This window comes from Streptomyces sp. CA-111067, from assembly GCF_050956065.1.
In the GTDB taxonomy this organism is placed as follows: Bacteria; Actinomycetota; Actinomycetes; order Streptomycetales; family Streptomycetaceae; genus Actinacidiphila.
Map to the genome: position 1 here is coordinate 2,965,888 of NZ_CP192103.1, position 14,450 is coordinate 2,980,337.

Annotated in this window: 7 protein-coding genes; 3 read left to right on the plus strand and 4 right to left on the minus strand. The window is 72.3% G+C overall.

Features of this window, described 5'->3' with window-relative positions; translation table 11 throughout:
- Nucleotides 1-125 precede the first annotated feature (125 nt).
- Both ACQPW6_RS12860 and ACQPW6_RS12865 read left to right on the plus strand, forming a co-directional pair.
- A complete protein-coding gene (locus ACQPW6_RS12860; protein ID WP_433889725.1) occupies nt 126-1,805 on the plus strand; it encodes a DUF6020 family protein in 1,680 nt (559 codons plus the stop codon).
- On the plus strand, nt 1,802-3,742 hold the full coding sequence (locus ACQPW6_RS12865; RefSeq protein ID WP_433889726.1) for a hypothetical protein: 1,941 nt from the start codon (nt 1,802-1,804) through the stop codon (nt 3,740-3,742). Before ACQPW6_RS12860 ends, ACQPW6_RS12865 begins: the two co-directional genes overlap by 4 nt.
- 377 nt (nt 3,743-4,119) lie before the next feature.
- Here ACQPW6_RS12865 and ACQPW6_RS12870 read toward each other — a convergent pair whose 3' ends face one another.
- The 3 genes from ACQPW6_RS12870 to ACQPW6_RS12880 form a co-directional block, all read right to left on the minus strand.
- The gene (locus tag ACQPW6_RS12870) at nt 4,120-9,066 is read right to left on the minus strand and encodes an NAD-glutamate dehydrogenase (RefSeq protein ID WP_433889727.1); all 4,947 of its coding nucleotides are present in this window, start codon (nt 9,064-9,066) and stop codon (nt 4,120-4,122) included.
- Nucleotides 9,067-9,397: 331 nt separating this feature from the next.
- Nucleotides 9,398-10,072, minus strand: coding sequence for an HAD family hydrolase (locus ACQPW6_RS12875; protein WP_433889728.1), 675 nt, complete (start codon nt 10,070-10,072; stop codon nt 9,398-9,400).
- A 52-nt stretch (nt 10,073-10,124) separates the two neighbouring features.
- A complete protein-coding gene (locus ACQPW6_RS12880; protein WP_433889729.1) occupies nt 10,125-10,631 on the minus strand; it encodes a DUF6912 family protein in 507 nt (168 codons plus the stop codon).
- 140 nt (nt 10,632-10,771) lie between these two features.
- Between ACQPW6_RS12880 and ACQPW6_RS12885 the strand changes: the two genes are divergently transcribed.
- The gene (locus ACQPW6_RS12885) at nt 10,772-11,362 is read left to right on the plus strand and encodes an Rv3235 family protein (RefSeq protein ID WP_433889730.1); all 591 of its coding nucleotides are present in this window, start codon (nt 10,772-10,774) and stop codon (nt 11,360-11,362) included.
- A gap of 149 nt (nt 11,363-11,511) precedes the next feature.
- Here ACQPW6_RS12885 and secA read toward each other — a convergent pair whose 3' ends face one another.
- On the minus strand, nt 11,512-14,322 hold the full coding sequence (gene secA / locus ACQPW6_RS12890; RefSeq protein ID WP_433889731.1) for a preprotein translocase subunit SecA: 2,811 nt from the start codon (nt 14,320-14,322) through the stop codon (nt 11,512-11,514).
- Nucleotides 14,323-14,450 lie beyond the last annotated feature (128 nt).

Genomic DNA, 14,450 nt, shown 5'->3' on the forward strand with positions numbered 1-14,450 from the left:
CGTCCAACGGGGCGCCGTGGGCGCGGGTCACTCCGCCGGGAGCTGCGTGCGGCCGTCCGGGTGATCATGGGGCGGAATACGGGGGTACGGGCGAAACCTCCGCTCCGGTGCCGCGTTGAGATCCAGTGACCACCATCAGCCGGTTCACCGGCGACCGCCGCAAGGACCCGCCGGCCACCGCGCTCGGCCGCGCCGCCGGGCGGCTGCCCGAGTGGGCCAGGCTGCCGCTGGCGGTGGGGCTGGCCTGCGAGTTCGTGCTGCTGCTGTGGTGGCTGGCCTTCTACCCGGGGCTGATGAGTTTCGACTCGGTCACCTACGTCTGGCAGGTGACCACCGACAACTGGCAGTCGGACCACTCCGTCCTCTACGACACGGCGGTCTGGCTCTCGCTCCAGCTGACCGGCGGGCTGGCCGCCCTGACCTTCCTCCAGACCGTGGCCATGTCGGCGGCCCTGGCCTACACCGCGACTGGGCTGCGCGCGCTGGGCGCCCGGGGGCGCTGGGCCGCCGCCGCGGCGCTGGCCTGCGTGATCGTGCCGTCCACCGGCACGTTCTCGATCTTCGTCTGGAAGGACAGCGCGTACGCGATCTCGGCGGTCTTCGCCTTCGGCGCGATCACCCATCTGACGGCCCGCGCGGACTGGGCCCGGCGGGTGGCCCGGAAGGCGCCGCGGAAGGCGGCCACGGCGAAGCCGGAAGCGGGGCCGGGCGCGGGGCCGGGCGCGGGATCGGGCGGCGGGCCGGTCGGCGTCGGGGCGCATCCGTGGCGTCCGGACGCGCACTGGTGGGTGCTGGCCGCCGGAATGCTCGGGCTCTCGCTGTTCCGCAACAACGGCTATCCCGCCGTGGTCGCGGCCGGCCTGGTGCTGGTGATCGCGATGCCCCGGCAGTGGCGGCGGATCGGCATCGTCACGCTCGGCCCGACCGCGCTCGCGCTGGCGCTGAACTTCGGCGTCTACCCGGCGGCGGGGATCAAGGAGCCCTCGACGAGCTCGTACTACGCCTTCAACTACGCGGACATCTCGGTGGCGTACAACCGGGCGCCCGGCGACTTCCGGCGCTCGGACCTGACGGTGATGGCGCAGGTGGCGCCACTGTCGCACTGGTCGAGGGCCGGCGCGAACTGCCAGTGGGTGGACCCGGTGCTGGCACCGCCGTTCAACCGGCCCGCGGCCGAGCGGCTGAACGACAAACTGCTCACCGTATGGCGGCACACCTTCACCAAACGGCCCGACCTGATCATCTCCGGCCACCTGTGCCGCTCGCGGATCGCCTGGGCGCTGCCGCACCGCGACAGCGACATCTACGTACAGCCGCCGGTGATCCCGGCGGACGCCTTCGGCCAGGCGGCGCCCGGCGGGCGGATGGAGCACAGCCGCTACCTGCCGGAACTGCGCCTGGACCCGCCCTCGGCGCGGCTGCACAGGGCCGGGGTGTGGGCGTACACCGCGGCCCGCGCGCCGGAGCTGCTGTGGCCGCTGTGGACCGGCTCGCTGTGGTGCTGGGCCACGTATCTGATGGTGTTCAGGGTCGTCAGGCGGCGCCGGCTGCGGGCGGCGGTCGCGCTGGCCGCCATCACCGTCGGGCTGCAACTGGCGGTGATCGCCGCGAACCCGTCCGGCCTGTTCCGCTACATGGCGGCCCTGGTGCTGCTCGGCGTGCTGATGCTGCCGCTGCTGGGAGCGGCCGGACGCGAGTCCCGGCGGCCCACCGAGCGGGCCACCCCGAAACGGGTGGCCGCTGAGCCTGCCCCGGCCGTCCCCGAGCGGGTCGCCCTCGACGAGCCGCCGCCGGCGCCCGCGTGACCGCCGGCGCCACCGCCCCGCTGGCCGGGCGCCGCGCCCGGGCCGCGGTCGGCACCCGCGCCACGCCGTTCCTGCTGGCCGGTACCGCCTTCTGGCTGATCGTGGCGGTCGTCGCCTGGCACACGCCGATCGCCTCGGACTTCGGGCAGCACGCGGCGGCCGTGCAGCGGGTGCGGGACGACTGGCGGCACCCGTCGAACCCGCTGCTGAAGACGCCGGGCGACGGCAGCCCGTACTACTCGCCGTACATCGTGGCGCTCGGCCTGATCGCCCGGCTGACCGGCGCGGCCGGCCGGCAGGTGGTGCGCGCCTGCGGCCCGGTGAACCTGGCGGTGCTTGTCGCCGGAGTGGGGGCCTACGCGCGGACGCTGAGCGGCCGGCGGATGGCCCCGGTCTACGCGCTGCTGGCGTTCACGCTGCTGTGGGGCACCCGCGGCAAGGAGTGGAGCGGCTTCAGCGGAGTGTGGTCGCTGACCCGGGGCGCCTCGTACCCGAGCACCTTCGCGGTGGGCCTCGCGCTGCTGCTGTGGGCGTGGACGGACCGGGTGGCGCGCGGGCAGCGGGCCCGGCCGGCGGCCTGCGCGGGGCTCGGCGCGCTCTTCGGGGTGCTGCTGCTGATCCACCCGATCACCGCGCTCGCGGCGGCCGTCGGGGTCGTCGCGGTGCTGGCGGCCCGGCAGCGCGACTGGTCGCGGCCGGTGGCCGCCGCCTGGGCGCTGGGCGTGGCGGCGGCATTCGCGGTGGCGCTTTCCTGGCCGTACTTCGACGTGTTCACGCTGGCCGGCGACAGCACCGTGGACGAGGTGCACCGACGCCTCTACCTGCACCCGTGGCAGTGGTACGGCCTCGCGACCGTCGGCCTGCCCGCCCTGGCCCTGCGGGCGCGCGTGGGACGTGAGGGCCGCCGTGCTGTGGCCGGCCCTCCCACGTCGGCCTCGCGGCCCACGACCCGCCGCACGGACCGGCACGGCATCACGGGCATACACGCACTCACCCAGCAGGCGGCCCCCGGACGTGAGGGCCGCCGTGCTGCGGCCGGCCCTCCCACGTCGGCCTCGCGGCCCGCAACCCGCCGCACGGACCGGCACGGCATCACGGGCATGCACGCACTCACCCAGCAGGCGGCCCTCGGACGTGAGGGCCGCCGTGCTGCGGCCGGCCCTCCCACGTCGGCCTCGCGGCCCGCAACCCGCCGCACGGACCGGCACGGCGTCGCGAGCATGCACGCACTCGCCCAGCGGGCGGGCCCCGGACGTACGGACCGCCGCAGCGTCAGCGGCCCGCTCCGGCCCGGGAATCACGCGGCTCACCGGCAGGCGCTGCGCGACCCGTTGCTGCTGATGTTCGCCGCGGACTGCCTGATCGCCGGCTACGGCTGGGTCAGCGGGCACTACACGTACGGCCGGGTCTTCGCGCTGCTGCTGGTGCCGCCGCAGTTCGCGCTCGCCGTGGAGTTGGCGGCGGCGCCGCCGTGGACCCGGCTGCGGGCGCTGCTCGCGCCGCTGGCCGCGCTCGCGCTGTGCTTCGGGCTGGTCGCGCAGATCGGCGCGGTGGTGCCGCGGCGGCTGCTGCCGGTCGCGGTCGGGCATCCGTCCCGCTGGGCCGACTACGGCTGGGCGGCCGACCGGATCCCGGCGGGCGGGGTGCTGCTGACCGACGGCTACCGGGCCGGCCATGTGCTGCCCGCCTACGGGGTCTACCTGGTCGCCCCGGCCTGGCCCGACCCCTCGACGCCCGCCGCCGACCGGGCCCGGCGGTTCGCCGACGTGGCCGCGTACCTGTCACCGGGCACCTCGGCGGCCGGCCGCGCCGCGATCGTCCGGCGGTACGGCGTCGGCTGGCTGCTGCTGACGCCCGGTCAGCGGGTGCCGTACGACGGGCGCCTGGTGGCGACCGGCCCGCGGACCGGTGAGCGGCTGATCCGGCTGAGCGGGTGACCCGGCTCAGGGGGTGACCCGGACGGACTGGACCGTCAGGGCCGCCGGCACTGCATCGCCCCGCGCACCGGCGAACGTCTGCGCCGGCTGAGCGGGCGGCACGGACTGCCGGACCGGAACCGTCAGGGCCGCCGGGCCATCAGCCTGACGACGCCGACCGGTCCGGCCAGCACACCCACGGCCGATGAGACGACCGGACGGGCCGGAACCGTCAGGGCCGACGAGGCCGACGCGGCCGACGGGCCGATCGGGCGGCCCCGGCGACGATGCCGGGGCCGCAGTGCACTGCTCGGCGGCAGGCCGTGCGCCCTCGTCGGCGGTGGGGGGAGCGCGCCGCGCCGGGCGCGCTCCCTCGTGTGCGGGCCGCAGGCCGCGGCTCAGCGGTGCGTGCGCAGCAGCGTGCGGAACGTCCGCATCGCCACCGACAAGCTGGCGAGGTCGAACTCCTCCGCGCCCTGGATCTCCTCCAGGGTGGTGCGGGCCCGGCCGATCAGCCCGGAGTTCTGTGCCTCCCACGCCTCGAAGCGCTGCTCAGGCGTGGCGTCCTCGGGGCCGGCCGCCAGCACGTCGGCGGTCAGCGCCGCGTGCGCCGAGAACAGGTCCTCGCGGATCGCGGCGCGGGCCATCGACTGCCAGCGGTCGGCCCGCGGCAGCAGCACGATCCGGTCGAGCAGCTGGGTGATCCGCAGCCGGTCGGCGAGGTCGAAGTAGACCTCGGCGACGGCCAGCGGCTCCTTGCCGCTGCGGTGCGAGACCTCCACGATGTCCAGCGTCGGGAAGACCGAGGAGAACCCGGCGACCCGGTTGGCGGTCTCCTCCGGCACCCCGGCACCGGTCAGCTCGTCGTGCAGCTGCTGGTACCAGTCCTGGTCCGCGCCGCGCAGCAGCTTGGGCAGCTCGGCCCAGACCGCGCCGACCCCGGCGCTGAAGTCGTCGATGGTCTCGGCGATCTGCAGCGGCTGCGGCCGGTTGTTGAGCAGCCAGCGGGTGGCCCGTTCCACCAGCCGCCGCGAGTGCAGCCGGATCCGGGTCTGCACGTCGGCGGCCACCGTGTTGTCCAGCGACTCGACCTCGTCCCAGATCCGGCCGAGGCCGAAGATCGACCGGGCCGCGGTGTGGGCGCGGACGATCTCCTCGGTGGTGGCGCCGATCTCCTCCCGGAAGCGGTGCAGGAAGGTGGTGCCGCCGGAGTTGACGGTGTCGTTGACCAGCACGGTGGTGACGATCTCGCGGTGCAGCGCGTGGGCGTCGATCTGCTGCTCGAAGCGCTCGCGCAGCGGCACGGGGAAGTACGCGTGCAGCAGCGACCGCAGGTAGGGGTCGTCGGGCAGCTCGGTGTGGATCAGCTCGTCGGCGACGGTGATCTTGGCGTAGGCCAGCACCACCGCGAGCTCCGGCTCGGTCAGGCCCTGGCCGGCCGCCAGCCGCTCGCGGACCTGCCGGTCGGTGGGCAGGAACTCCAGCTTGCGGTTCAGCCGGCCGTCCTTCTCCAGGCGCCGGATGAACCGGTGGTGGGCGGGCAGCAGGCTGGGGGCCTGCGCCATGGAGTTGGCCAGCGCCACGTTCTGCGCGTAGTTGTTGCGCAGCACCAGGTCGCCGACCTCGTGGGTCATCTCGGCGAGCAGGCTGTTGCGCTGCTTGACCGTCAGGTCGCCGGCCGACACCACGCTGTTGAGCAGCACCTTGATGTTGACCTCGTGGTCGGAGGCGTCGACGCCGGCGCTGTTGTCGATCGCGTCGTTGCTGATCCGGCCGCCGCCCCTGGCGAACTCGATCCGGCCGAGCTGGGTGAAGCCCAGGTTGCCGCCCTCGCCGACCACCTTCACCCGCAGGTCGGCGCCGTCGATCCTGATCGGGTCGTTGGCCTTGTCGCCGACGTCGGTGTGGCTCTCGGTGGACGCCTTGACGTACGTGCCGATGCCGCCGTTCCACAGCAGGTCCACCGGGGCCTGGAGGATCGCCTTCATCAGCTCGGCGGGGGTGATCTTCGCGGCGTTGGACTCGATGCCGAGCGCCGCCCTGATCTGCGCGTTGAGCGGGATCGCCTTGGCGGTGCGGGGGAAGACCCCGCCACCGGAGGAGATCAGCTTGGTGTCGTAGTCGGCCCAGCTGCTGCGCGGCAGCTCGAACAGCCGGCGCCGCTCAGCGTAGGAGACGGCCGCGTCCGGCTTGGGGTCGAGGAAGATGTGCCGGTGGTCGAACGCGGCGACCAGCCGGATGTGCTCGGACAGCAGCATGCCGTTGCCGAACACGTCACCGGACATGTCGCCGATGCCGACGACGGTGAAGTCCTCTTCCTGGGTGTTGTGGCCCATCTCGCGGAAGTGCCGCTTGACCGACTCCCAGGCGCCGGAGGAGGTGATCGCCATCTTCTTGTGGTCGTAGCCGACCGAGCCGCCGGACGCGAAGGCGTCGCCGAGCCAGAAGCCGTAGGAGACGGCGACCTCGTTGGCGATGTCGGAGAAGGACGCGGTGCCCTTGTCGGCGGCCACCACCAGGTAGGTGTCGTCCTCGTCGTGCCGCACCACGTCACGCGGCGGCACCACCTCGCCGCCCACCAGGTTGTCGGTGATGTCCAGCAGCCCGGAGATGAACGTCTTGTACGAGGAGATGCCCTCGGCCAGCCAGGCGTCCCGGTCGGCGGCCGGGTCGGGCAGCCGCTTGCCGACGAAGCCGCCCTTGGCGCCGACCGGCACGATCACGGTGTTCTTCACCATCTGCGCCTTGACCAGGCCCAGCACCTCGGTACGGAAGTCCTCCCGGCGGTCGGACCAGCGCAGGCCGCCGCGGGCGACCTTGCCGAACCGCAGGTGGACGCCCTCGACCCGCGGCGAGTACACCCAGATCTCGAACGCCGGCCGGGGCGCGGGCAGATCGGGGATGGCCCGCGGGTCGAACTTCATCGACAGGTACGCGTGCGGCTCGCCGTCGTCGGCGTGCTGGAAGTAGTTGGTGCGCAGCGTGGCCTTGATCAGGGTGAGGAACGACCGCAGGATGCGGTCCTCGTCCAGGCTGGCGACCTGGTCGAGGGCGCCCTCCAGCTCTTCGAGCAGGCCGTCGGTCAACTCGCTGCCGGCCCGCTGGTGGTCGGGCGAGAACCGGGCCTGGAAGAGGTTGATCAGCAGCCGGGTGGTGTGGACGTTGGTGCAGAGGGTGTCCTCCATGTAGTCCTGGCTGAAGGTGGAGCCGGCCTGCCGCAGGTACTTGGCGTACGCGCGCAGCACCATCGCCTGCCGCCAGTCCAGACCGGCGCGCAGCACCAGGGAGTTGAAGCCGTCGTTCTCCGCGCGGTCGGTCCAGGTGGCGGCGAACGCCTGCTGGAAGCGCTCGCGGGCGTCCTCGCCCAGATCGCCCAGCGCCGGATCGAGGCGCAGCCCGAAGTCGTAGACCCAGGTGCGGGTGTTGTCGTTGCGGCGCAGCTCGTACGGGCGCTCGTCGACCACCTCGACGCCGAGCTTCTGCAGCACCGGCAGCACCGCGGAGAGCGAGACCGGGGCGCCGGTGCGGTAGATCTTGAAGCGCCGCTCGTCCTCGGCGGCGCCCACCGGCTCGTACAGGCTCAGCCGGAAGTCGTCGGCGCCCAGGTCCTCGATGTGCTGGAGGTCGGCGACCGCGATCCTCGCGTCGAAGTCGGCCCGGTAGCCGTCGGGGAACGCCTGCGCGTAGCGGCGGTTGAGCTCGGCGGCGCGCTCCTCGCCGTACTCGGCGTTCAGCGCCTCGGCGAAGCCGTCGGCCCAGGACCGCATCGCGGCCGACAGCCGGTTCTCGATCCGCTCGACGTCGGCCTCGTCCAGGTCGGGCAGCGCGGTGCCGGGGTCGACCCGGATCACGAAGTGCAGCCGGGAGAGCACCGATTCGGTGTTCCAGGCGGTGAAGTCGACGCTGTGGCCGCCCAGTTCCTCCTGGAGGATGTTGGTCAGCCGCACCCGCACCGCCGTGGTGTAGCGGTCCCTGGGGAGGTAGACCAGCGCGGAGAAGTAGCGCCCGTACTCGTCCTGCCGCAGGAACAGCCGCAGTTGGCGGCGCTCCTGGAGGTACAGCACGTTGGTGACGATCTCCCGCAGCTCGTCGGGCGGGGTCTGGAACAGCTCGTCGCGCGGGTAGGTCTCCAGGATCTGCAGCAGGTCGCGGCCGTCGTGGCTGTCGGCGGAGTAGCCGGCGCCTTCGAGCACCTCCTCGACCTTGCGGCGGATGACCGGCACCCGGCGGATCGACTCGGTGTAGGCGGCCGACGAGAACAGGCCGAGGAAGCGGCGCTCGCCGATCACGTTGCCCTCGGCGTCGAACTTCTTGACGCCCACGTAGTCCAGGTACGAGGGGCGGTGCACGGTGGAGCGGCTGTTGGCCTTGGTGAGGATCAGCAGGCTCTGCTCGCGGGCCTTGGCGCGGGCGTCGGCCGGCAGCCGGCTGAACGACGGGGAGCCCGGGTGCCCCGGGTGGCCGGGATGGGTGTCGTCGGCGCGCGGGTGCTTGGGGTCGGAGCGCAGGATGCCGAGGCCGGTACCGGGGACGGCGACCAGCACGTCCTGCTCGGTGCCGTCCTCCTCCTGCTCGGTGGCCAGCTCGTACTCGCGGTAGCCGAGGAAGGTGAAGTGGTCGTCGCAGAGCCAGCGCATCAACTCCCAGGCCTCGCCGGTCTCCTGCTCGGGCAGCGGCGGCGGGTTCTGCGACAGCTCGTCGGCGATCCGCAGCGCGGCCTGCCGCATCTTCGTCCAGTCCTCGACGGACTCGCGGACGTCGGACAGCACCTTGCGCAGGTCGGCGGTGATCTCCTTGAGGTCGCCCGGGTCGGTCTCCCGGTCGATCTCCACATGGATCCAGGACTCCACCAGCACGTCGTGCGGCAGCTGCTCGCCCTCGGTGGAGACGCCGGCGCCGATCACCTCCTGGAGGTTGCCGGTGACATCACGGCGGACCAGGAACTGGGGGTGGAAGACCACGTGGATGGCACGGTCGGCCTGGGTGAGCGCGCTGGTGACCGAGTCCACCAGGAACGGCATGTCGTCGGTGACCACCTCGACGACGGTGTGCCTGCACTGCCAGCCGTTCTCCTCCACGGTGGGGGTGTGCACCTGGACGTTGGCGGTGCCCTGCGGGCGTACCTCCGCGAGCCGGTGGTGGGAGAGCGCGGCGCCGTAGACGTCGACCGGGTCGCGGTCGATCAGGTCCTGCGGTGCGCTGTGCAGGTAGTAAAGGCGCAGGAACGTGGTCAGTGCCGCCTGGTCGAGGCTCTGGCCGGACTGTCCCCCCGCCGTGCTGTGCTCACCGACCCGGGCTGCCCGTTCCAGCAGCTCGGCCTTGTCGTCGTCCAGCTTGGTCTGCATGTCCTCTGACTCCTGTCGCGCGCCATTGCGTGACGTCGGGTGTGGGCACGACGCTCCGCGACGCGGGGTTTCCGCTACGGAACGACGCTATGCCTGAAGAAGGGTCCACCGTGTCCATGAACACGAATCCGCCCCTGATGTGTGGATCAACGTTGATCACGCCTGCAAGGCTATCCCCCGGTCCAGGGGCCGTGTCAGGAGACGTCTTCGTACAAAAACACGAGACACCTTGGACTGATTGGACATGGCCTCAGGTGGACATGGGGGCGGCGTGACGGGGCTTCACCAGGGGCGCGTGTGGGAGCGGCCGTAGGGCCGCGCCGGACGGCGGTCAGGCCCCGGCGGCTATCCGCTCAGCGGCTACGACGGCCTCGGCGAGGGTGTCGACGACGGGCACGCCGGCCGCTTCGAGGGCCGTGCGGCTGTGCGAACCGCCGGTGTACAGCACGGCGTGGGCGCCGGCCTGCGCAGCGGCGGCAGCGTCGTCGAGCGCGTCGCCGATCATCACCACGTGGCGCGGATCGACGCCGCCGTCCTCGGCGGCTGCCAGTGCTTCCAGGTGGCGGGCGAGCTGGGCGGCCTTGCCCTCGGTCGACGCGTCGATGCGGCCGTCGACGCGCAGGAAGTGCCCGGTGATGCCGTGCGATTCCACCATCGGCAGCAGCTGCGCGTGCGGGGCGAGCGAGCACAGCGACTGGGTGGTGCCGGCCGCGACCCGGGCGGCCAGCAGCTCGGCGGCGCCCTCGGCCAGCGCGCACTTCTCGGCCAGCGCCCAGTAGTGCCGGTGGAACGACTCGTCCATCACCAGCCACTCGGCGTCGGTGGGCAGCCGGCCCATCAGCCGCTCGTAGAAGCGCGGCACCGGGATGCAGTACAGCTCGCGGTAGCGCTCCAGCGTGATGGGCGGCATGCCGAACTCGGCGAACGAGGCGTTCGTCGCCCCGACCACCGCGTCGATGTCGTGGAAGAGGGTGCCGTTCCAGTCCCACACGAGATGCGTGCTCACACCAGGAACCGTACCCGGGGGGTACGACACGGCCGAGGGCGGGCCGGGGCCGTCAGCCGATCAGGTTGGGGATCTCCTGGGTGGCGTACCAGAGCAACTCGTGGTCCTCCGCGCCGTCCACGACGAACTGCGCGTCGTCGTCGCCCGCGTCGGCCGCGCCCAGCGCACCGGCCGCCGCCGTCACATCGGGCTCGGCCTCGTCGGCGTCCACGTGCACGGCCGCCGCCTTCGACAGCGGCACCGCCTTGTCGAGCCTGACCTCGCCGAGCGCGGACGGGTCGAGGCTGCGGTCGGGGTCGTAGCGCACCTCTGTGTCGGCCACGTCCACCGCGAGGACGACCCGGCGGCGCGCCACGTCCGGGTGCAGCGCGAGCAGCCGCAGCGCCGCCTGGGCGGCGCGGTTGAGCGCGGCGTACTCCAACTCCTCGATGTCGTCGGAGACATACCACTCGCGCAGGCTGGGCGTCACGGCGAAGGCGTCCAGCGGAACGGGTCCCAGCTCACCGGCTTTGTATGCCTCGGCCAGCCCGGGCAGGGTCGTGGGAATGTAGACGCGCATGGCGTGAAGCATACGGCCGGCACCAGCCTGATAGGTGAATCCCGCGCGGTCCGCGGACGACGCCCCGGCGGCTTGCCCGCGAGCCGCGGAGCCCCGTAGAACCGGCCTACCAGCCGGTAATGATCTTCGGGGAGCCCGCCATGACCGCCGTACCAGCAGTGCCCGCAGTTCCCGCAGTGCCGACCGTTCCCGCCGCGCCCTCGCCCGCGACCGGTATCGCCGCAGGTGCCGCGGCCGGCCCCGCGGCCGGTCCCGCCACCCGTCCGGCCCCTGGGCGTACCGCCCCCGCCGCGCCCGTCAGACGCCGCTCCGGCGCCGGCACCGCGCCGCCCGGACGCAGGGACGGCCGGCGGCCCGCCGCACGTCCCAGGGCCGCCGCACGCCCGCTGCCGCCGCACCTGTGGTTCGCCGGCCGGCTGCTCGACGTGCTGACCGGGCGGCAGCCGGTCACCGCGCTCGCCGGGCGGGTCAGGAACGAGGCGTACCAGGAACTGTGGGAGCTGCACGCGGCCCGCGACGACTGGCGGCAGCGGGTCCGCGGCCGTACGCCCTACGTGCGCAGCTGCCGGTGCTTCCGCACCGACGGCGGGGCCCTTGAGGTGACCGCGGTGGTGGCCCTCGACCAGGGCGTCGTGCGGGCGCTGGCCTTCCGGCTCGAAGCCGGCGGCCCGCAGTCCGCGGCGGGTTACGGCGCCGCGCGCTGGCACTGCACGGCGGTGGCGGCGTGCTGAGCGGGCGGCGGGCGGATGCGCGGTCCTGGCGGCGGGGGCCCGGGGTGCGCGCCCCGCGGCGGGCCGGGGGTGCGAAACGGCCGGGGGCCGGGCCCGTGGAAGGCCCGGCCCCCGGCCGGTGAGACGTCGGCGGCAGCCGACAGGTGACGCTACTTCTTGCGCCGGCGCCCGCCCTTGGCGGCCTTGCGCCGCTCCGCGCGGGTCTGGCCGACCCCGTCCTCCGGGGCGTCGTCCGCGGTGTCCAGCGCGGCACCGGCGAAGTCGCCCTCGACCACACCGCCCTCGCCGTCGACCGACGGCGCCGAGAAGTGCAGCCGGTCGGCCCGCTTCGGGGCGTCCAGGCCCTTGGCGCGAATCTGCGGGGCCGCGTCCTTGACCAGCGACGGCACCGCGTCCTGCACCGCCGCGTCGGCCACCGGGACCTCCTCGACCTGCTGCTCGACCTGGACCTCCAGGTTGAACAGGTAGCCGACGGACTCCTCCTTGATGCCGTCCATCATCGCCGTGAACATGTCGAAGCCCTCGCGCTGGTACTCCACCAGCGGGTCGCGCTGCGCCATGGCGCGCAGCCCGATGCCCTCCTGGAGGTAGTCCATCTCGTAGAGGTGCTCGCGCCACTTGCGGTCGAGGACGGAGAGCACCACGCGCCGCTCCAGCTCGCGCATGATGTCCTCGGTGAGCTGCGTCTCGCGGGCCGCGTACTGCTCGTGGATGTCGTCCTTGACGGACTCCCCGATGAACTCCGCGGTGACGCCGGCGCGGTCGCCCGCCGCCTCCTCCAGCTCCTCGACGGTGACCTCGGCCGGGTAGAGCTGCTTGAAGGCGCCCCACAGCCGGTCCAGGTCCCAGTCCTCGGCGAAGCCCTCCTTGGTCTCCGCGTCGATGTACGCGTCGATCGTGTCGTCCATGAAGTGCTGCACCTGGTCGCGCAGGTCCTCGCCCTCCAGGACCCTGCGGCGCTCGCCGTAGATGACCTCGCGCTGCCGGTTGAGCACCTCGTCGTACTTCAGCACGTTCTTGCGGATCTCGAAGTTCTGCTGCTCGACCTGCGACTGGGCGGAGGCGATCGCCCTGGTCACCATCTTGTTCTCGATCGGCACATCGTCCGGCACGTTGGCCATGGACATCACGCGCTCGACCATCTGCGCCTTGAACAGCCGCATCAGGTCGTCGCCGAGGGAGAGGTAGAACCGGGACTCGCCGGGGTCGCCCTGGCGTCCGGAACGGCCGCGCAGCTGGTTGTCGATCCGCCGCGACTCGTGCCGCTCGGTGCCCAGCACGTAGAGCCCGCCGAGGTCCTTGACCTCCTCGAACTCCTCCTTGACCGCGGTCTCCGCGCGCTCCAGCGCGTCCGGCAGCGCCGCCGCCCACTCCTCGACGTGCTCGGCCGGGTCCAGGCCGCGCTGCCGCAGCTCGGCCTCGGCGAGGTCGTCGGGGTTGCCGCCGAGCTTGATGTCGGTACCGCGGCCGGCCATGTTGGTGGCGACGGTGACCGCGCCCCTGCGGCCGGCCTGGGCGACGATCGTCGCCTCCCGGTCGTGCTGCTTGGCGTTCAGCACCTCGTGCGGCACACCGCGCTTGGCGAGCTGCGCGGACAGGTACTCGGACTTCTCCACCGAGACGGTGCCGACCAGGACCGGCTGGCCCTTCTCGTGCTTCTCGACGATGTCCTCGACCACGGCGGCGAACTTCGCCTCTTCCGTGCGGTAGATCAGGTCGGGCCGGTCGGCGCGCTGCATCGGGCGGTTGGTCGGGATCGGCACCACGCCGAGCTTGTAGATCTGGTGGAACTCGGCGGCCTCGGTCATCGCCGTACCGGTCATGCCGCACAGCTTGTCGTACAGGCGGAAGAAGTTCTGCAGGGTGATCGTGGCGAGGGTCTGGTTCTCATCCTTGATGTCCACCCCCTCCTTCGCCTCGATGGCCTGGTGCATGCCCTCGTTGTAGCGGCGGCCGGCGAGGATACGGCCGGTGTGCTCGTCGACGATCATGACTTCGCCGTCCATGACGACGTAGTCCTTGTCGTTCTTGTAGAGCTCCTTGGCCTTGATCGCGTTGTTCAGGTAGCCGACGAGCGGGGTGTTCACCGACTCGTAGAGGTTGTCGATGCCGAGCCAGTCCTCGACCTTGGTGACGCCGGACTCGTGGATGGCGACGGTGCGCTTCTTCTCGTCCACGTCGTAGTCGGCGGTCTCCTCCTTGCCCAGGCCGCCGGCCTCGCCGCGGTTGAGCCGCTTCACCAGCCGGGCGAAGTCGCTGTACCACTTGGTGGCCTGGTCCGCGGGTCCGGAGATGATCAGCGGGGTACGGGCCTCGTCCACCAGGATCGAGTCGACCTCGTCGACGATCGCGAAGTTGTGGCCGCGCTGCACCAGCTCGTCCTTCGACCACGCCATGTTGTCGCGCAGGTAGTCGAAGCCGAACTCGTTGTTGGTGCCGTAGGTGATGTCGCAGCCGTACATCTCGCGGCGTTCCGCGGGCGTCATGTTCGACAGGATGCAGCCGACCTCCAGGCCGAGGAACTTGTGCACCCGGCCCATCCACTCCGAGTCGCGCTCGGCGAGGTAGTCGTTGACCGTGATCAGGTGGACGCCCTTGCCCGAGATCGCGTTCAGGTACGCCGGCAGCGTGCCGACCAGGGTCTTGCCCTCGCCGGTGCGCATCTCGGCGACGTAACCCAGGTGGAGGGCGGCGCCGCCCATCAGCTGCACGTCGTAGTGCCGCTGGCCCAGTACGCGCTTGGCGGCCTCACGGACGGTGGCGAAAGCCTCGGGGAGCAGGTCGTCGAGGGTCTCGCCGTCGGCGTACCGCTGCTTGTACTCGTCGGTGAGGGCCCGCAGCTCGGCATCGGAGAGGTCGACGAAGTCCTCTTCGATGGAATTGACCTGGTCCGCGATGCGGTGCAGCTTGCGCAGGATCTTGCCTTCACCTGCACGCATGATCTTGCCGAAGACGGACACGTAGGCTGGCTCCTTGCCGGTCGGGCCTGGCGCGGTTCCCGCGCGGGGCACAGCGGGGTTTCCTGTCTGCTTCGGCCCTGCTGCAACGGCCATCGTAAGCGAGGAGACACGCGGGCCGGGAGGCCCGG